Here is an 18391-nt window from a genome sequence, read left to right on the forward strand (position 1 = left end):
GGCCTCAATTGTACCGGATGCGCGGATCGAGCAGCGCATAGGAAAGGTCGATCATGATGTTGAGTGCGAAAATGGCGACCGCTGTGAGAATGACGCCGCCTTGGATCATCGCGAAGTCGCGATACTGGATGGAATCGATCATCAGCTTGCCGATTCCGGGAAGGCCGAAGATGACCTCGATCACAACCGCACCGTTGATCATTCCGGTGGCTTGGTCCCCGGCAACAGTGATGACGGGAAGCATGGCGTTTCTCAGCGCATGAACAAAGACGATGGTCGTGCGCGCCACACCCTTGGCGCGCGCCGTCTTCACATAAGCCGACGAAAGCGCGCTGATCATGGAACCGCGCACGATCTGGGCGATCAGGCCGCAGGGGCGAATGGAGAGCACCATGACAGGGAGGATCCAGTAGACGAAGCCGCCCGTTCCAGACGTCGGCAGCACTCTCAGCCAGACAGCGAAGACCAGGACGCTGACGATCGCCAGCCAGAAATTCGGCAGGCTGGCGCCTGCAAGGGAAATGACGTTGACAAAACGGTCGAGGACGCCATTCGGCCGCTGGGCTGCAAGCGCACCGGACACGATCGCAATAATGAGAGCAAACAGCATGGCGAAGAAGGCGAGCAGCAACGTGGTCGGAAAGGCTGCCAGGATGAGATCCAGAACGGGGCGGTCCTGCCGGAGGGACATGCCGAAATCGAGATGCAGCAGATCCCGCAGGAAATGCCAGAACTGCACGACCAGCGGATCGTTGAAGCCATGCGCGGCAGAAAATGCCGCTCTCGCCTCGGCCGAGGCTTCGACCGGAAGATAGATATCCGCAGGATTGCCTGTGAGCCTCGCCAGAAAGAAGACGAGGACGACGAGTCCCACCATTGAAATGGCGCTATGGGCTATTCTAGTTCCGATGTAGCGGTGCAAAGCGGACTCCTCCCTTTTCCTCGATCCGTCCAACTCGGACACGGCGGCCGGCGGTCTCCTTCCGCCGGGCCATCCAGGATTCTAGCGCCTATTTGGTCTCCGCATAGGTGCCGTCCTTCTTGCGGATCGCCGCCCGATCTTCAGGTGTCTCCCATTCCTGGGCATATTCGCTCTTTTCCCAGGCCTCGAGATCCATCAGGCCGATACCCATGCCGAAGCCGGGCTCGCTCGTATAGGTATTGACCATGAAGGCCAGCCATTTGCCGTCCGGGCTGACATTGGAGTTGCTGGCGCGCCACGGCTGCCTGTCGAAGAAGCGCGTCATGCGCACGCGACGGCCAGAGCCGTCGAGCTTGAGCTTCCAAAGATCGATCGGCGGAAACTGATCGACGAAATCGCAGGAGGATTCCAGGCAGATATGCTCGTGGTCGGGGAAGATACCTTCGCATTCATTGTGCGTCAGCGGTTCGTCAATATAGGTTCGGACGTCAAGTGTCTTCAGGTCGATGCCGCGCGTCTGGGTCCGCCAGGTAGTGCTGCGATCCCGCGGGCCGATATACTCTGCCATGATCACTTCGGTATCGTTATTGCGGAAATCCTGCGGCTCGGGACGGCGCAGTCCGGTAGGGCTGCGGTATATCGGACGTGTCGCGCCGATTTCAGCGCCGTTCGGGCCATACTCCAGTTCGGACACATAGCATTCGAAATCTTCGAACTTCCCGAGGCGTGGATCGTGTTCACCGTGGCGTGAATAGGTGATGCGGTTGGCGATTGCGGAAACGCCGATGCCCTCGAAGAACGTCAGGCCCATCGGACGGGGCGGTGTCTTCGCGTCGCGATCCATAAACCAAAGTTCGGTTTCGATATAGCGGCTGGTGTTGTGATCTTTGAACTCCTTGGGGCCAATCAGCAGATAGTCGCCGTTGGGAAGGAAAAGCACGCGCAGAAAGGAGTGGTGAGTGCCCAGATTGCCGGTGAGGTTACGGATCTCACGCGTCTCGACATTAATCTCGTGGACGTCGCCATAGGCTTTCTCGACGAAGGCGATGCGCTTGCCGTCAGGCGACCAGTAGGGGCGTGCACCGTAGTCGCAAAGCTTTTCGTGAAATGGCGGCGGGTTGTTCAGGACATGAGGACCTTCGTAAGGCTTGTTGTCCCATTTGTAGATAGGCATGTCGGTACCTTCCGTTTTGAGCGGATCACATCGTTCGGGAACTGGAGAGGCGGCCATGCCGCCTCTTTCGTCTCTTCGGGGGATTTACTTCAGGGTGATTGCCGCGAGTTCAAGCTGGCCGCCGGTGGTGAAGTCCGGCTTGAAGCTGACGCGCTGTCCGATCCGCATGTAGCTCACCATGTGAAACAGCATGATATCGGGAACGATGTCCTGCTGGATCGTGCGGTTGGCCTGCTGGAAGAGCTGGCGGCGCTTGTCGCCGGTCGAGATGCTCGCCTCTGTGAGTGTCTCGTCGAGCGTCGGATCGGAAATATTGGAGAGAGCGCCGGCCGACGTGTAATAGACCATCATCGTGAAGAACGCATCGCCTGCGGTATTGTCATGCAGTTCGTGGACCATGGTCGGGCCGCGATCGGTCGGGTAGGGTTTGCGGCGCATGGCGGAATGCTGAATCTTGTCCACCATCCGGATCTGCACGTTGAGCCCGATCTCCTGCCAGCTCTGGACGAGCGTCTGCAGCATCTCGTCGAGATTGGCCTGCATGAAGACGCTGCCATAAAGGTCAATCGGGGTATCGACCGGCACGCCGGCGGCCTTCGCTTCGGCCACCAGGGCCTTTGCCTTTTCCGGATCGTAGGGCCACGGTTTCAGGCTGTCGTCATAGCCATTGACGCTCGGCAGCATGTATTGGCTCGCCGGCTTTGCATCCGCCGCCATGATCGTGCCGAGGAAAGCGCTGCGATCGAAGGCCATATTAAGTGCCTTGCGAATGCGCACGTCGTTGAGCGGCGGCTTGTCCATGAAGATGCGGATGCGGCTCGTATCGGCGTTCAGATAGCCGACATCGAGATTGGGGTCGACATCCTGCGGCGCGATCTGCAGGCCGAGATCGGCCTCGCCGACCTTGACCATGGAGGCACGCAGCGCCGGCTCCTCGCGCCAGACATAGGTCGCCTGGTGGACCTGGGGCTTTTTGCCCCAATAGCCGTCGAAGCGGGTCAGAACCAGCTTGCTTGCCGGATCCCAATTCGAAAAGACGTAAGGACCGGTCCCGACGGGCGATTTCGTCACTTCCGTCGTGCTCGTGCTCGGTGCGGTCATGCCGATCTGGGAGAGTGTCGTCGGCATCAGCGGGACCGGCGTGCTCGCTTTGATCTCGACCGTGTAGGGATCGAGCGCCTTCGTCTGGATCGTCGTCTGGCCGAAGAGGCGGATCGTGTCACGGCATTGAAGCTGGGGGCTGAACTGACGGTTAAGTGCCGCGATCACCGCATCGGCGTTGAAATTCGTGCCGTCCTGGAATTTTACCCCCTGGCGCAGCTTGATCTGCCAGGTCTGCGGATCGGTCTGCTTCCATTCGGTGGCGAGGTTGGGCTTGATCTCGCTGGTCTGCGGGTCCATGCGGGTCAAAGTCTCGACTACATTGCCCTTCAACACCTGGCCGATGTAGCCGGTGGAATTCATATGGCATGGTTCGACGACATCGACGGCCGACGACAGAACGATGGTTATGTCACCGGATTTGTCCTGGGCTTGGGAAGGGCTTGAAAGCGCCGCCACCAGTCCCAGGCTCAAGAATAGCCTGTTGATCTTCACGATATTCCTCCCTTGGTGATACGCGCGGGCACCTCCATGCCCTGAGCGTTTCGAATGATGGCCTTGCGACTTCACTCTGAAGGGAATGCTAAATATAAACATTATGATTGATAAGAAGCAAAAAATGCAGTTCATTCTATACAAAAAGTACGGGAATGGGCGTGGACAAGCTTCGTGAGATCGAAACCTTCGTTGCCGTCGTGGAGGCGAAGAGCTTTGCGGCAGCCGCCCGCAATCTTGCACTGACACCTGCGATCATCGGCCGCCGGATCAGCCAGATCGAGGCAAGGCTCGGCGGTCTCTTGCTGTCGCGTTCGACCCGAAAGCTCGAATTGACCCCGCAGGGTGAGGATTATCTCAATCATTGCAAGGAGGTGCTGAGGAGGCTCGATACCGCTGAGCGGCTGGTCTCGGACGGACGCAAATACGCGACCGGCCACCTGATCGTCTCGGCGCCAGCCGCCTTCGGCCGCCGTCATGTCGCTCCTCATCTTCCCGGATTCATGGCGGAAAACCCGGATGTGCGCATTTCGCTCAATCTCAGTGAGCATGTGACAGATCTTGTACGCGACGGATATGAGATCGCCATCCGCCTCGGCCCCGTTATCGACACGAGCCTCGTGCAGCTGCGGCTTGCTACGAGCCGCGCCGTTTTATGCGCCGCGCCAGCCTATCTCAAAGAACATGGCGTCCCGCAGGTTCCGGGAGATCTCGCGCATCATAATTGCCTGGCGTTCAACGAATATGGGGGCCAGCCGCGCGGCTGGTTCTTCCTCGTCGACGGCCGCGTCGTGCCCTTCAAGCCATCGGGACGGATGTCCTGCAATGACGGCGAGGTGCTGACGCAGTGGCTCTGCGATGGCCAGGGCATTGCCTGGCGTTCGCATTGGGAAGTCGCAGACGAGCTATCAACCGGAAGGCTGGTGAGCGTGCTCGATGAGCATATGCCGGCAAGTTACGATGTCACAGCCGTCTATCCCGTCCAGCCGCATCTTCCCGCAAAGGTCGGTCTTTTCATCGATTGGCTGCGAGCGACCTATGCGCGGCCCGGCTATTGGGAAGCGCGATGAACCGTTACAAGGAAATGCGAGCCTTCGTTTCCGTCGTCAAGGAAGGGTCTCTGGCCGCTGCCGCCGTCAAGGAGGGGATCACCTCCTCGATGATCGGCCGTTATATCGACAGTCTCGAGCGCCGCCTGGGGATCCGGCTTCTTCACCGGACGACGCGCCACCTTTCGTTGACGGAACCCGGACAGCTCTTTCTCAAGCACTGCGAAGTGATCCTCACCAAAATCGAGGTCGGGGAGACGGAGATTTTCCCGGATATTGCCCAGGTCGGCGGCCGGTTCACTGTTCTCGTACCACCGCATTTCGGGCGCTATCACGTGACGCCGCACGCCGGGGCCTTCGTTGAGGCGCATCCGAAGGTGCAGCTTTCCTTCAATCTGTCGAACGACTATGTCGATCCGATCACCGCCGAATACGATCTCTGTATCCGGATCGGCAATGTGATCGATCCGCGCTTCATCACGGCCAAGTTGATGACCAACAAGCGCGTCGTCTGCGCCACACCCGAGTATCTCGCGCGCTTCGGCGTTCCGCGCACGCTTGAAGATCTTGGTCGGCACAATTGCCTTGGGGTCAACCTGAGGGCCGGTACACACCGTGAATGGTTGTTCCAGGAGGGCGGCAAACCGATCTCCGTCACGGTCGAGGGAGCCGTAGATTGCAACGACGCCGACGCGCTGATCCGGTGGGCGCGCGAGGGTCTGGGGCTTGCCTGGCGCTCCACCTGGGAAGTCGGCGCGGAGATTTCTGCTGGCCGGCTGATCACCGTTCTCGACAATTACGCCCCGCCGAGCTTTGATATCACCGCAGTCTACCCGCGCGACCGCCCGGTCAAGGCAGCCCGGCTGTTCATCGATACCCTCAGGCAGGCCTATGCCCGTCCCGATTACTGGACCGCGATATAGTGCCCCCGTCGGCTGGCCGCGCCTAGACCTCCAGCGTGATCCGGCGACCGTCGAGCGTCAGAATAACCTCGGCCGCAAGCGGGGATGCCGCAAGCACGCGGCCGTCCTCCATGATCAGGGTGCCGTCGTGACCGGGAACGATGATATCGGCCATGTCGACGATGCGGCGGATGCTTTCGCGCCCCGCTTCCTGGTCGAAGGCGCCGAGCGGAATGCCGGTTTCGATCTCGCCCCGATGCTTGATCGCGTCCTGAGCAAGCACGATGCACTTGTCGCCGACGGTGATGACCAGCGAGACGTGACCGCCGGTATGACCCGGGGTCGAAATCATCCGGATGCCCGGCAGCACGTCGGGTTCACCGGAAACGAGCGTGAGCTGCGGGCTGCGCAGCAGGCCCTCCACCTGGTAGCGGGACAAGGCGGGATCGTCATCCATGTGTTCCCGGACATAGTCGACTTCGCTCTGATGAAGAACGATCTGCGCTTTCGGAAAATACTCAGAGTTGCCGATGTGATCAAAGTGGAGATGCGACAGAATGACGGTGCGGATGTCCTTCGGGTCAATGCCGCGCTCGGTAAGTTTCGCCATCAGCCCCGGCCGGTCGCCACTGCCGCCAGTATCGAAGAGTGCATATCCGCGGCGGGTTTGCAGCAGCACGATCGTGCTCCAGCCGAGGAAGCCGCGGGCGCTACGCGCGGGGAAGCCCGACATCAGGATCTCATGAGATAGGGTCTCTGGCATGGAAGCACTTTCATCTGGTCGGAGACTGCGGATCGACAGGCGAGCAGGGACGCCACGATCCTGGAAGAAACGGGCAAATCCTCGGCATGCTACAGGCATGGCGCGCCGAACGCCATGGACTCGTCCGGCCACCGGATACGATATGTCCCATGACGACGCACGACCGACACGGCGCGCTGTGGAGGGTATCGACCAATTTGACAAGCGATAAGTGCCGGGTCCTGCAACGCCGGCGGCTGGAGCCGACCGCATGCCAGCTGATCGAGGCGCCGTATCTATTCTGAAGGTTCTTTCGACACGTCCCTTTGGAAAGCAGTTGCACAACGGAGGTAATGATCATTTTGCGGACAGGTCACTTGCTCGATCGGCTCGAATGTTCGATTCTCGCCAAGAGCTTAAGATTGCGTGGTCGCACGTCGAATGATTTTCGGTAATGACGCCATCTTCACCGATCGACGGGGAACGGTCGAATGGAAAGCCTCGTGCTTCTTCTTCTGATGCAGATTGATATAGTGAACAATCCGGCCCACCATTTCATCGAGCGGCTGTTCGAATGTCGTCCGGCCACTCGGGAAAGAGTGGGTCATCAATCCGCGCGCTGGAACGGGCTAAAGTCCCAGGAACACGAGGATTTGACCTTTGGTACGGTTGGTTACCAGGAAGGCTATCAGCCGCGTTCTAGCCATGAAATGTTGCGCAAAGCTCCATGAACTGCAGATTCCCCACACGAAACTGAGTTACAGCCGCGGCTTCGTTGGCCGGGCCTAGCGCACGATTGCATAGCTCTGGGCGTGGCGAGGCGTCGCCGCCCCGTAAAGCAGGCCGTCCCTTTTTTGCACGGCACAGACGCGGCCCAGGGACCAGCTGTCGAGGACGGAGAGCTTGTGGCCCCGCTCACGCAGCGCATCGAGAACCGATGCATCGTACCGGTCTTCTATGAGAAGGCGGCCGAGTTCGTATTCGCGCGGATAAAAAGAGCCCGGCCAGTGTTTGCTATGGAACATCGGGGCATCGATCGCGCGCTGCAGCCCGTGCCCGTGCAGGATGTGCCGCAGGAACACCGTCAGCGGCCATTGGTCCTGCTGGTCGCCGCCCGGTGTCCCGATCGCCAGGAAACCTTCGCCGTCCTTCGTCACCAATGTGGGTGTCAGCGTGGTGCGGGGGCGGGTCCCGGGCCGCAGCGTCGAAGGCAGGCCGTCATCCAGCCAGAACATCTGGGCGCGTGTGGAGATCGGAAAGCCAAGCCCCGGCACGACCGGCGAACTCTGCAGCCAGCCGCCGCTCGGCGTTGCCGATACCATATTGCCGAACCGGTCGACGATATCGAGATGCACGGTGTCGCCCTCGACCTCCGGAACGGCCGCGAAAGTGACTTCCCCGCCGCCCGGCCCCTGGGGAACCTCGCTGCCGGCGCGCGCCGCGATGCGCTCCAGCCGTTCGGCGGCGCCCGCCAGATGGCTCGCGACCAGCCGCTGCGACGCTTCCGAGCCGACCAGCCTGGCGCGCTCACGCGCGTAGTCGTCGGAGATCAGTATTTCGATCGGGATGCCGGAACTGTTCGGGTCGCCGTAAAATGCCTCGCGATCGGCAAAGCAGAGTTTGGCGCCTTCGACGACCGTGTGGATGAAGTCGGCGCCGTAGGGGTCGAGACTGCCGATGTCGAGTTGCGACAGCAGGGCAAGCTGCTGCAGGAAGACCGGGCCCTGACCCCATGGTCCGGTCTTGTGGACCGTCAGTCCGCTGAAGTCACGCGAGACGGTCTTTTCTTTGGTCGCCGACCAGTTGGCAAGGTCGTCGCCGCGAAGCAGACCTCCGTTGCGGCGGCCTGTCGTGTCGAACAGTTGCTCGGTCCGATAGAAGCGGTCGATGGCCTCCGCGACGAAGCCGCGATAGAAGGCCGTTCTCGCGGCTTCGATCTGGGCGATCCGGTCGCCTCCGGCCGACTTCGCCTCGTCGAGAATACGCCGGTAGGTCGCGGCGATGCCGGGCGTGCGCATCACGGCGGCGGGTTTCGGCACCCGGTCATGCGGCAGCCAGACCTCGGCCGAGCTCGGCCATTCATTGCGGAACAGATCCTCGACTGGAATGATCGAGGCGACCGCCCGTGGCAGCAGCGGAAAGCCGTTTTCCGCATAGCCGATGGCATAGGAGAGGATGTCTTCGAGCGGCAGGGTTCCGTAATCGCGAAGCAGGAGCATCCAGGCATCGAAGGCGCCGGGAACGACGGCCGGCAGAAGCCCCGTGCCGGGCACCATGGCAAGCTCCAGCGAACGGAAGGCGTCCAGGCTGGCCAGCCCCGGAGACACGCCCTGACCGCATATGACGACTGGCTCGTCCTCGCCGACGCTCTTGAGGATGATCGGTACCTCGCCGCCGGGACCGTTCAGATGCGGTTCGACGATCTGAAGGGTGAAGCCGCAGGCCGCGGCCGCATCGAAGGCATTGCCGCCGCGCTCCAGAACCGACATGCCGACCGATGTGCCGAGCCAATGGGTGGAGCTGACGGCGCCGAATGTGCCGCTGAGTTCGGGGCGCGTGATGAAACTTGGCATGTCCGCCTGCCTATCTCTGAGTGATCCGCTTGGCGCCGACGAGCCGTTCAGCCAGCACCAGGACGAAGAGGATGATAAGAACCTGCAAGGCGGAGGCCGCTGCGACGACGAGCTGGTTGCCCTGGAACTGCAGGTAGCTGAAGATCTCGATCGGCAGCGTCACGACGCCGGGTCCGGTCAGGAACAGCGCGGTATTCAGCTCGCCGAAGGAGACGACGAAGGCAAACAGCCAGCCGGAAAGAACGCCCGGCCAGATGATCGGCAGCGTGATCAGCATGAACGAACGCACCGGCCCGGCGCCAAGGCTCTGGCCGGCCTCTTCCAGCGTGGTGTCGAAGCTTTGGAGAGACGTCAGCACGGCGCGGAAGGCATAGGGAAGGCAGACCACTACATGGGCGATGAAGAGGCCCGGCAGGACGCTCATGTTGACCGTCTTGTAGAGGAGCAGCAAGGCGAGCCCCAGGATGAGCGCCGGAAACACCAGCGGCGCGATGATCAGCATCTGCAGGAAGGCCGAAAAGCCGTTCCGATGGCGAGAGACGTAGATCGCGCCCAGGAGACCCAGCAGGGCGGCCCCGCAGGCCGAGGTCAGCGCCAGAAGGATGCTCAGCATGAAGGCGTTGCGCATCTCGGCAATGCCGAAGAATTCGACGAACCAGCGCAGCGAGAAGCCGGGCGGCGGGAAGACGAGCGCGTCGCCGGAGCTGAACGAGACGATCAGCACGACGAGGATCGGCCCCATGATCAGTGTCAGCGCGATGCCGACGATCAGGCGGAGGATAACGTTTCCCATGGATCAGCCCTTTCCCTGGACGCGATTGGGCCGGATGACGAGCTGGATGATGACGGCGATGATCAGCGCGATGATCAGCAGCGCAAAGGAGAGGGCGGCGGCGCGAGGCCAGCGGAAGGTCGTGACGCTGTCGAACACCAGGCTCACCAGCAGCTTGTAGCGCGGGCCGCCGAGGAGCGCGATGGTGACGTAGGCGCTGAGCGTCAGGAAGGTGACGAGCATCAGGCCCGATGCAATGCCCGGACTGGACAGCGGCAGGGTGACGCGCAGGAAGGCGCGCCACGGGCTGGCGCCCAGGGAATAGGCGGCCTCCGTATAGCGCTTGTCGATGGTGGTCAGCGAATTGGTGAGCGATACTATCATGAAGGGCAGGAGGATCGTCAAAAGCCCGAGGGTGACAGCCTCGAACGTATAGAGATACTGCATCGGCCTTTCGATGATGCCGGTTCCCGTCAGCGCGCTGCTGACCACGCCGCGCCGGCCGAGGATGGCAACCCAGCCATAGGCCCGGACGACGTTGCTGACCATCAGCGGCACCATCATCACCATCAGCATAATCATGCGGCCGCGCGGCGACAGCCGGGCGGCGTAGAAGGCGACGGGATAACCGATCAGCAGGCAGAGGATGAGGACGATCGCCGTCGACAGCAGCGTCCGCTGGATGATCGTCAGGTAGAAGGAGTCGGTGAATATCTCGACATAGTTGATCAATGTCGGCTGAAGGTCAAAGAGCGACGTTCCCGAATTCGTCATGAAGCTGACGAACAGCAGATAGCCGAGCGGCACGACGAAGAAGAGGCCGAGGATGACCAGCGGCGGCAGGGCGACCGCGTAGAATACCGACGGGGCGGGAAAGACCCTGCTCATGCCGGATCCTCCAGCGCCACGGCACTTGCCGTTTCCCAGGAAAGCCCGACGGACGTGCCGGTCTCGACGTCCGCGGGTATCGCGGCGGCATTCTGCAGCACGGCGTTCAGCGCAATCCCGCCCATGTCGAGATAGAGGAAGGTCTGAGCGCCGCGATAGATGACATCCTTCACCACAGCCCGGATGCCGCTCTGCGGATCCAGGACGATCTTTTCCGGCCTGAGCGCAAAGCGCAGCTTGCCCTGGCCGGCAGGCGTTCCCGGAACTTCTATCATATTGCCGGCAAGATCCACCACCGCCCGGTCGCCTTCGCGGCCGCGCACCTGTCCTTCGAGGATGTTGCTTGCGCCGAGGAAGGTCGCGACGAACTCGGTGCGCGGACGGTCGTAGATATCCTTCGGCGCCCCGGCCTGCTGGATCCGGCCGTGGTTCATCACCGCCACCCGGTCCGACATGGTCAGTGCTTCTTCCTGGTCATGGGTGACGAAGACCGTCGTCATGCCGAGGCGGCGCTGTAGCTGGCGGATCTCCACCTGCATCTGCTCGCGGAGCATTTTGTCGAGAGCGCTGAGCGGCTCGTCGAGCAAGAGGACGTCCGGCTCGAACACGACGGCGCGGGCAAGCGCGACGCGCTGCTGCTGGCCGCCGGAAAGCTGGCGCGGATAGCGATCCGCAAACTTTCCGAGCGCCACGAGATCGAGGACGGCGGCGACCTTCTGGCGGATGACGTCCTTCGCGACATGGCGCATCTGCAGGCCGAATGCGACGTTCTCGGCGACGCTCAGGTGCGGGAAGAGCGCGAAATTCTGGAAGACCATGCCGAAGCTGCGCTTGTAGGCCGGGATGCCGGTCACATCCTTGCCGCGGATGAACACATGTCCCCTGGTCGGCTGCTCGAAGCCGGCGACGAGGCGAAGCGTCGTCGTCTTGCCGCAGCCGCTCGGTCCGAGCAGCGCAAACAGCGTTCCCCGCTCGATCTCGAGGTCCAGGGAGTGCAGGGCGGTGGCCGTGTCGAACGACTTCTCGACCGAGACGAAGCGCACGTCAGATGAGCCGGCCGGGGCGGGGTTATCGGTTGTCATTATAATGTCTCCAGGGCGTTGTCGCACCGCATGATACGCAGTCCGGCGGCGCAGAGCCTCACGGGCATTTCGGTCAACACCAGGGTTTCGGTAAGTTTTGAAGAGGCGCCAAGCGAGGATGTGGAGGCCGTAAGCACACCGATCAGCGCGTTGGCGAGCCGGGTATCGACACGGCCCCCCGCACTTTCGGCGCGGATGCCGGCCAGCACGTCCTGCCATTCCTGCCCCAGCCTTGCGAATTCGGCAGCAAGCAGCTGCTGCATGGCCTGGGTTTCCGAGCGGGCCAGGGCGTCCAGCCTGCCGAAGGAGGCGGTCATGGCCGTATCGAGCTCGCCCAGCAAGTCCAGCAATTCATGCGCCGGCGCCTTCTCCATCTTGAGGGCTGTACTGCCGCCGCGCGCTTCGAACAGGCCGAGATAGACGAGCGCGTTGTAGATCAGCCGGAAGCCTGCGCAATCTTCCTTCATGAAGAAACGCAGCGTCTCATCCATAACCTTGGAGCCGCGAATGGGAAGAAAGCGCCGGACGTAGGCTTCAAGCACGATGCCCTTGCGCAGGAACTCGCCCATTTCCGGGTGCGGCGAAAAGACGATCACCTTGCCGCGCCCGAGATCGGCGGAAAGAACGGCGGGCGTGTTCTTCATCTCGCGGTCGAAGAGCGAAGGCGCCAGCGGATTGTCGATGAACAGCCGGCTTTCCGAGATGAAGTTGCGGAATTGGCCGAGCGAGACTGCCGCCCGCGCCGAATTCGAATAGACCGGCCCGTGATAATAGGGCAGTTCGATGGCCTCCGACAGGCCGCGGCCGAGAACCGGATCGCTGATCGATATGCCGAGAACCGCCGCTCCGGTCGACAGATATTCCTGCGTATAGTTGGGCGTCGCGTCGATCGCACCGAGCCAGCCCGGCCGACCGTCCGAGGCGTAGAAGCCGCCGCCGCAAGAGCCCATGAACGCGCCGCCTTCGCAAATGAAGGCATGAATCGCTGCATCGATGCCGGCGAGATTTTCGGCGCGATCGAGGCCCCAGGTGGCGAAGCCGCCCGGCATGATCAGCAGGTCGAATTCCGAAAGTGCGCCGCCGACGATCTCCCGACCGTCGATCGGCGAGAAGGTCAGGCCCAGGCTGAGCAGTGCATGGGCATAATAGGCCCAGTAGGGATAACCGATCGCCTCGCCGGCATAGATTGCGATGCGCGGTGCCGTGCTTGTCGCAGGCAGGCCTTCGACCGCGTCGCCGGTCAGGCCGAGTTTTGCAGCGGCGTCAGCGACGTTGCCGTCGGCGGCAAATCCTTGGGCGTCGTCGGAGGCGGGGATCCGATGTGCACGGCACCGGTTGAGAAACGTCAGCGGAGTGCCGGTGAACGCGCCGCGGTCAGCCAGCTTTAAAATCGTCATGAGATTGGGATTCCTGCCATCGGGTGCGGCGGCCTTGAGAGGCTCGAGGCCGCCGCCCATTGTCTATCAGCCGCCCGAAATGACGCGGTTCCAGCGATCGGTCCACTGACCGCGGTTGGCGGACATGAATTCCTGATCGAGATCGACGATTCGCGCAGTTTCTTCCGGCGAGAACTGGACCCGCTGCTGCAGCTCGACCGGCAGCTTGGCGAACGTGTCGGGATGCGTGCCGCCATAGTTGAACACCTGCGCGACCCAGCCCTGCGTCGCCGGATCGATCGTCATGTTGACATATTGCTCGGCGAGCGCCTTGTTCTTGGTGTTCTTTGCAATGCCGGTGCCGGAGAGATAGGAGATCGCGCCTTCCTTCGGGAAGACCCATTCGACCTTGCCGCCCTGCTGCAGCACCGTATAAGTCTGCGACTTGTAGAGGAGGCCGACGGCGGCTTCCTCGTTGACCAGCGCGCTCATGATCGTGTCCGTGTCCTTGGCCCAGATCGGATCGAGAGCGGCCATCTTGGCCAGCATGTCGAAGCCTGCGTCGGCGTCCTTCTGGCCCTTGCCGGCAGCCATCGCCCCGATCGGAATGATGTAGGGGCCGATCGAATGGGTGATCTCGGGCAGGACGATCTGGCCGCGATATTCTTCGTTCCAGAGGTCCGCGAAGCTTGTCGGCGGCTTTTTGACCAGCTTCGGGTTATAGGCGATGCCGAGCGCCGAATAGATCATCGCTACCCAGCCTCTGCGCTTGAAGCGATCAGGTACGGCGGCGAGGAAGGGCAGGTTCGGAGAGTTCGGATCAAGATCTTCCAGAACACCTTGTGCTTCGGCCAGCGGCACGACGCCGTCGTGTACTTGAACAAGATCATAGACCTGGTTGCTGAGGCTGATTTTCAGCTTGGTGATGCGCTCAACCGGGCTCGATCCGCGATCCTGGACGATCTTGACGCCGGTCTTCTCAGCGAACGGCGCATCGACATTCTTCGCCATCCCGTCACCCCAAAGGCCACCCCATGTCATCATGGCAAGTGAGTCAGGTTTCGATTGTGCGAACGCGAACCGCGCTGAGCCCAAAGCCGGTGTTGCGAATGCAGCCGAGGCTGCAAGTTTCATGAAACTACGTCTGTCCATCACGTTCCCCTTTTTGAACCAATTCGAATTGGTTCGATTATTTTATAAAGCGAGGCCTTATTGCTGTTATTTCTTCGGCATCAGCCCGTCGTCGTCAAGCCAATTTATCAAGAAAAAATGCCGAATTGTGAATCAGAAACAAAATCTGCTTATTTTATTGCGCGCTTCATACCTTGATGAATGGTTCGCAATGGTTCATGTTGCGGGTGCGAACCTGAGGGGTGAGACGTGCCGATAGAGGCCAAACATAATGTGCTGGATGCGCTGCGTGAGGCAATCCAGACAACGGATGAGCGTTTCATCATCGATGAGAGGCTCTTGCCCGAGCGGGAACTCAGTGAGCGGCTTGGCGTCGGGCGTCGAGCAGTCCGTCAGGCGTTGAATGAACTAGAGGGCGAGGGGCTGCTATTCAGAAAGCAGGGGCTAGGAACGTTCGTTCGGGAGGTCGGCCCCAAGTCCACCAGCCTCAAATCGTTGACGAACCGGACCAGCCCGAACGACATCATCGAAGTAAGGCTTGAGGTGGAGCCGGTGCTGGCGCGTTTGGCTGCGACCCGGGCGACGCCGAAAGACATCGACCAGATGCGGCTCTTCGTTCGTCGGGCAGCCCAGGCTGCGACGCCGCGGGAATACGAGCAGTGGGACAGTGCTTTCCACACCAAAATCGCCGAAAGCGTGCGCAATACGATGTTCTGGGGGGTATTCCGGCTCATCAATTCGGTGCGCAAGGAGCAGCACTGGGTAAATTCCAGAAGTCGCGTCTTCACGTTTGGCGTCAGTGAGGAAATGGTCAGGCAGCACCACGCGATCGTTGCGGCGATATCAGCCCGCGATCCCGTGGCCGCCGAGGAGGCGATGCGCATCCACATTTCAACCGTCGGCCTGCGGATCAGCCAGTCAATGCCGCATCCGGCATGAGCGTCGTTGCGATTCGGATCGAGGACGATCTTGTGTCCCACCTCGATCATTCTGGCCGGCCGGTATCGTCACCGCTCCGGCGATTCGAAGTACCGCAAGACCCTTAGGCGCAGGAAGACCCAATGCTGCCGTTACACCAACCGTCGTGCGATATATGGCGGGCGGAGCGGCTGACGAGTTCGCGATTATTATCGACGCCGACAACTAATTAGCCGCCGCGCGTGAGGCGATGAGATCGGCCAGCGGTCGATCTTTCTCTTTGACAACCGCGCTTCGGCCTTTCCTATCGGGAATGACTGATACCAAGACATCCATGTCAGCGGTGATACGCTCTTCCGTCGAAACTACCTGCATTGTCGAATGCCCAACACTATCATGCTCTTCGGATCGAAGGACCAGATGTGATCTTTCGCGATCAACGCTGAGTGCTCAAATGGTAGGTTCATTTTCCGCGAATGCGTCCCTCATCGCCTTTATGATGACGACGGCCGACGCCGCGCCCGGATCGATATGGCCGAGGGATCGTTCACCGAGACGGGCCGCACGGCCGCGGGTCGCGACCATCGAACGTGTCGAGCGTGCTCCGGCATCAGCGGCATCGACAATCTCGTTCCACATATCCTGAAGGCTGGCCTGCCGCTCACGTGCTGCCGCAGCGGCTTCGGCCGCCGGAATCCATGCATCGAGCATCGTCTTGTCGCCGCGCTGCCCCTTACCACGCTCCCGAATACCCAATGTCATCGCTTCGAGGATGGATGCTTGGCAAGCGACCGACAGCGTCTCGTCCTGCTTCAGTGACAAAGCCGCCTTGCGAAAGGCCGTCGCATAGAGAGGGCCGGTCGAGGCGCCGACGGCATCAAGGAAGGCCGAAGCGGCAGCCGAAAATACCTCGGAGGCCCGCATCTCATCCAAATCGCGCTTGGCCAGTTCGCTGTTCACCGCCTGGAAGCCAAGGGACATGGTGATGCCGTGATCAGCATCCCCGATCGCGCCGTCCAGATCGGAGAGATGATCCTTATCAGCCGAAATCGCGACCGATATCCGATGAAACATCCTGCTCAAGCGGCGGGCCGCGTTTGCCGACATGCGTATCCTCCCAATTCACACAACCCGGTCACCGAGATGTTCTTTGCTTTCAGTTTACAACCTGAGAAACGCCGTATCGCAGGGATGATGAAGCAGATCCGTCAGTTGCTGGTCAAGGTGCAGGATCGATATGGATGCACCGACCATATCGAGCGATGTGCAGTAATGCCCCACCCAGTTCGCTTCGATCTTGACACCCTTGGCGCTCAAGCGCTGTTCGACGCGCCGGTAGAGAATATAAAGCTCCATCAATGGTGTGCCGCCGAAAGAATTGACGAGAACAGCGACGCGGTCTCCCGAGATGGGTTTCATCTCCGAGAATATTCGATCCATCACAACGTCGACGATACCATCGGCACTCCTCATCTTTTCCCGCATCACGCCGGGTTCGCCATGAATACCCATGCCGATTTCCATGTCGTCCGGACCTATCTCGAAATTATGCCGTCTGGTTTGCGGCAGCGAACATGGCTCCAGCGCGACCCCCATTGTGAAGGTGCGGGCATTGGCCTTGCGCGTCGCTAGTTCGCAGGCATCGAGTGACAGACCCTGATCGCAGGCCGCACCGGCAATCTTGAAAATGAAAAAATTGCCTGCGACACCGCGGCGCCCGTCCCTGTCTTCCAGCGCGGAAGACGAAATATCGTCGGTCGTCACCACCGTGCGCACCTCGATATTGTCGTCTGCAGCCATTTCGGCTGCCATTTCGAAATTCATGACGTCGCCGGCGTAGTTTCCATAGACGAAGAGCACGCCCTTGCCGCCGGAGGCAGCCTTTGCGCATTGCAGGATTGGTCCCGGAGGCGGCGAGGAAAAGATATTGCCGACAGCAACAGCGTCGGCGAGCCCCTTGCCGACATAACCGAGAAAAGCCGGCTCGTGGCCCGTACCCCCGCCGACGACCAGTCCGACCTTACCCTCGCGCGGGCCGGATCGGGCAACGAGCGCGCGGTTGGAACTGTCGACCGGTCGAAGGTAGCTCGCGTGCGCTTTGACGACACCGTCGAGCATTTCCTCGACGACATCATCGGGGTTGTTGAGGAACTTCTTGATATGGGTCCGGAAGCTGTTGGATTGAGCGGAGATCTCGCTTTCTACACGTGGGCGCTGGGAGATCTTCTGGTCGACTTCCGTAACGCCATCGGCGTTCAAGATGCCGCGGCCGGTAGCAGCGTCGGTGATGAGGACATTGACATAGCCGCCGCGAAGCGCGGCAAGAATAGCCGGCACTTTGTCAAAGCCGCCTGCAACGGCGATGCGCGTCTTGATCTTCTTCAGCAACTCGAGCGAAATGCCGACCGTGCAGTCGTCCAACGGTCCTGCGACGGAGCGTCCATGGCCGTCGATGAAGCGGCCGGCCACCACACCGGTGGCATCCTTGGCCAGATAGTCCTGCAACGAAACGGAATCGAAAAAGCCGCTTGTGTGGATGGTGGAATTCGGTCGCATGGAGGCGATACCGAAGATCACCTTGTTTGCCTGTGAAAGCGCCTCGAACTGCCGGTCGATCAGCGGCTCCCGCAGGAGTATGTCTCGGACGGCGGGGCTGGAGACGATGGCAGGTGCTGCAATATTGATGAGCTTGGCATCGACTGCATCGGCAAAGGCCGCAGCACAAAGCTCGGGCGTATAAGCAAAAGTCGCGTTCGTTCCGCCGGTTGCCTGCACAACGGTCATGTCCTGCAGCCCCGATATGGAAGCTTGTTCACCGACCGCCAAGATCGTGCGCCCCCAGACGACCGCGAGTGTGTCGCCGGACTTCAGGATCTTCTGTAGGGCCTGGGCGCCAGCAGAGCCCAGCCGTTCGATCAATGGACGGGCACTGTCGTCGCTCGGCACGACCAGACAGTCGTGCAGCCCGAAGTGCCGTTTCAGTTCCTGGGCGATGGTCAGCGAGCTTAGTCGCGCCGGTTCGATGGATATGTTGACGATGCCGCGGGCACGCGCATCGGCGAGGTAGCTGTTCACCGTCGCGCGCGAGATTCCCATCGTTTCGGCAATATCACCCTGGGTCATACCGTCTTCGTAATAAAGCCAGCACGCCCATACGTAGGGGTCGTCGCCGTAACGCAACGGGATAGGTTCGGCCGCGATATCAGCGGTACCATTCTTTCGCGCCGATGATGTCTTAGCGGTCATCCTGCCTGGTTTCCCTCATC

Annotated in this window: 16 protein-coding genes; 4 read left to right on the plus strand and 12 right to left on the minus strand. The window is 60.9% G+C overall.

Features of this window, described 5'->3' with window-relative positions; translation table 11 throughout:
• Window positions 1-4: 4 nt before the first annotated feature.
• From HGP14_RS28395 to HGP14_RS28405, 3 genes are all read right to left on the minus strand, one after another.
• The gene (locus HGP14_RS28395; RefSeq protein WP_168833215.1) at window positions 5-922 is read right to left on the minus strand and encodes an ABC transporter permease; all 918 of its coding nucleotides are present in this window, start codon (window positions 920-922) and stop codon (window positions 5-7) included.
• Between the two features lie 88 nt (window positions 923-1010).
• A complete protein-coding gene (locus HGP14_RS28400) occupies window positions 1011-2096 on the minus strand; it encodes a PD40 domain-containing protein (protein WP_168833216.1) in 1086 nt (361 codons plus the stop codon).
• Window positions 2097-2180: 84 nt separating this feature from the next.
• Window positions 2181-3692 carry an ABC transporter substrate-binding protein gene (locus HGP14_RS28405; protein ID WP_168833217.1) on the minus strand — a complete coding sequence of 504 codons (1512 nt, stop codon included), beginning with the start codon at window positions 3690-3692 and terminating at the stop codon, window positions 2181-2183.
• Between the two features lie 161 nt (window positions 3693-3853).
• Between HGP14_RS28405 and HGP14_RS28410 the strand changes: the two genes are divergently transcribed.
• Together HGP14_RS28410 and HGP14_RS28415 are read left to right on the plus strand one after the other, a co-directional pair.
• Window positions 3854-4762 carry a LysR family transcriptional regulator gene (locus HGP14_RS28410; RefSeq protein ID WP_168833218.1) on the plus strand — a complete coding sequence of 303 codons (909 nt, stop codon included), beginning with the start codon at window positions 3854-3856 and terminating at the stop codon, window positions 4760-4762.
• A complete protein-coding gene (locus tag HGP14_RS28415) occupies window positions 4759-5664 on the plus strand; it encodes a LysR family transcriptional regulator (protein WP_168833219.1) in 906 nt (301 codons plus the stop codon). Before HGP14_RS28410 ends, HGP14_RS28415 begins: the two co-directional genes overlap by 4 nt.
• Before the next feature lie 22 nt (window positions 5665-5686).
• Here HGP14_RS28415 and HGP14_RS28420 read toward each other — a convergent pair whose 3' ends face one another.
• Window positions 5687-6406, minus strand: coding sequence for an MBL fold metallo-hydrolase (locus tag HGP14_RS28420; protein ID WP_168833220.1), 720 nt, complete (start codon window positions 6404-6406; stop codon window positions 5687-5689).
• Between the two features lie 470 nt (window positions 6407-6876).
• Here HGP14_RS28420 and HGP14_RS28425 point away from each other — a divergent pair, with 470 nt between their 5' ends.
• Window positions 6877-7116: a hypothetical protein gene (locus tag HGP14_RS28425; protein WP_168833221.1), complete on the plus strand. Its 240-nt coding sequence runs from the start codon at window positions 6877-6879 to the stop codon at window positions 7114-7116.
• Window positions 7117-7170: 54 nt separating this feature from the next.
• On the opposite strand, the gene HGP14_RS28430 is transcribed toward HGP14_RS28425, so the two are convergent.
• From HGP14_RS28430 to HGP14_RS28455, 6 genes are all read right to left on the minus strand, one after another.
• Window positions 7171-8958, minus strand: a complete 1788-nt coding sequence (locus HGP14_RS28430; RefSeq protein ID WP_168833222.1) for a gamma-glutamyltransferase family protein — start codon at window positions 8956-8958, stop codon at window positions 7171-7173.
• 10 nt (window positions 8959-8968) lie between these two features.
• Window positions 8969-9751 carry an ABC transporter permease gene (locus tag HGP14_RS28435; protein WP_168833223.1) on the minus strand — a complete coding sequence of 261 codons (783 nt, stop codon included), beginning with the start codon at window positions 9749-9751 and terminating at the stop codon, window positions 8969-8971.
• Window positions 9752-9754: 3 nt separating this feature from the next.
• The gene (locus tag HGP14_RS28440) at window positions 9755-10618 is read right to left on the minus strand and encodes an ABC transporter permease (RefSeq protein ID WP_168833224.1); all 864 of its coding nucleotides are present in this window, start codon (window positions 10616-10618) and stop codon (window positions 9755-9757) included.
• Window positions 10615-11700 (minus strand): ABC transporter ATP-binding protein, encoded by a 1086-nt coding sequence (locus HGP14_RS28445; protein ID WP_168833225.1) that lies wholly within the window; start codon window positions 11698-11700, stop codon window positions 10615-10617. The genes HGP14_RS28440 and HGP14_RS28445 overlap by 4 nt, the downstream gene beginning before the upstream one ends.
• Window positions 11700-13097, minus strand: coding sequence for a hypothetical protein (locus HGP14_RS28450; protein WP_168833226.1), 1398 nt, complete (start codon window positions 13095-13097; stop codon window positions 11700-11702). The genes HGP14_RS28445 and HGP14_RS28450 overlap by 1 nt, the downstream gene beginning before the upstream one ends.
• 66 nt (window positions 13098-13163) lie before the next feature.
• Window positions 13164-14228, minus strand: a complete 1065-nt coding sequence (locus HGP14_RS28455) for a PotD/PotF family extracellular solute-binding protein (RefSeq protein ID WP_168833227.1) — start codon at window positions 14226-14228, stop codon at window positions 13164-13166.
• A gap of 228 nt (window positions 14229-14456) precedes the next feature.
• On the opposite strand from HGP14_RS28455, the gene HGP14_RS28460 reads away from it, so the two are divergent.
• Complete coding sequence (locus HGP14_RS28460; RefSeq protein WP_168833228.1) at window positions 14457-15146, plus strand: FadR/GntR family transcriptional regulator; 690 nt, start codon at window positions 14457-14459, stop codon at window positions 15144-15146.
• Between the two features lie 429 nt (window positions 15147-15575).
• Here HGP14_RS28460 and dhaL read toward each other — a convergent pair whose 3' ends face one another.
• Window positions 15576-16232: a dihydroxyacetone kinase subunit DhaL gene (gene dhaL / locus HGP14_RS28465; RefSeq protein WP_168833229.1), complete on the minus strand. Its 657-nt coding sequence runs from the start codon at window positions 16230-16232 to the stop codon at window positions 15576-15578.
• A gap of 54 nt (window positions 16233-16286) precedes the next feature.
• Window positions 16287-18371: a bifunctional sugar-binding transcriptional regulator/dihydroxyacetone kinase subunit DhaK gene (locus tag HGP14_RS28470; protein ID WP_168833230.1), complete on the minus strand. Its 2085-nt coding sequence runs from the start codon at window positions 18369-18371 to the stop codon at window positions 16287-16289.
• Between the last annotated feature and the right edge of the window lie 20 nt (window positions 18372-18391).

The organism is Rhizobium sp. P32RR-XVIII, from assembly GCF_012641395.1.
Taxonomy (GTDB): Bacteria; Pseudomonadota; Alphaproteobacteria; order Rhizobiales; family Rhizobiaceae; genus Rhizobium.

What these genes read in the sequence shown, in the direction of transcription:
- HGP14_RS28400 (WP_168833216.1), bottom strand. Translation starts at nt 2,096, where the DNA reads ATGCCTATCTACAAATGGGACAACAAGCCTTACGAAGGTCCTCATGTC.
- HGP14_RS28415 (WP_168833219.1), top strand. Translation starts at nt 4,759, where the DNA reads ATGAACCGTTACAAGGAAATGCGAGCCTTCGTTTCCGTCGTCAAGGAA.
- HGP14_RS28420 (WP_168833220.1), bottom strand. Translation starts at nt 6,406, where the DNA reads ATGCCAGAGACCCTATCTCATGAGATCCTGATGTCGGGCTTCCCCGCG.
- HGP14_RS28425 (WP_168833221.1), top strand. Translation starts at nt 6,877, where the DNA reads ATGGAAAGCCTCGTGCTTCTTCTTCTGATGCAGATTGATATAGTGAAC.
- HGP14_RS28430 (WP_168833222.1), bottom strand. Translation starts at nt 8,958, where the DNA reads ATGCCAAGTTTCATCACGCGCCCCGAACTCAGCGGCACATTCGGCGCC.
- HGP14_RS28435 (WP_168833223.1), bottom strand. Translation starts at nt 9,751, where the DNA reads ATGGGAAACGTTATCCTCCGCCTGATCGTCGGCATCGCGCTGACACTG.
- HGP14_RS28440 (WP_168833224.1), bottom strand. Translation starts at nt 10,618, where the DNA reads ATGAGCAGGGTCTTTCCCGCCCCGTCGGTATTCTACGCGGTCGCCCTG.
- HGP14_RS28445 (WP_168833225.1), bottom strand. Translation starts at nt 11,700, where the DNA reads ATGACAACCGATAACCCCGCCCCGGCCGGCTCATCTGACGTGCGCTTC.
- HGP14_RS28450 (WP_168833226.1), bottom strand. Translation starts at nt 13,097, where the DNA reads ATGACGATTTTAAAGCTGGCTGACCGCGGCGCGTTCACCGGCACTCCG.
- HGP14_RS28455 (WP_168833227.1), bottom strand. Translation starts at nt 14,228, where the DNA reads ATGGACAGACGTAGTTTCATGAAACTTGCAGCCTCGGCTGCATTCGCA.
- dhaL (WP_168833229.1), bottom strand. Translation starts at nt 16,232, where the DNA reads ATGTCGGCAAACGCGGCCCGCCGCTTGAGCAGGATGTTTCATCGGATA.
- HGP14_RS28470 (WP_168833230.1), bottom strand. Translation starts at nt 18,371, where the DNA reads ATGACCGCTAAGACATCATCGGCGCGAAAGAATGGTACCGCTGATATC.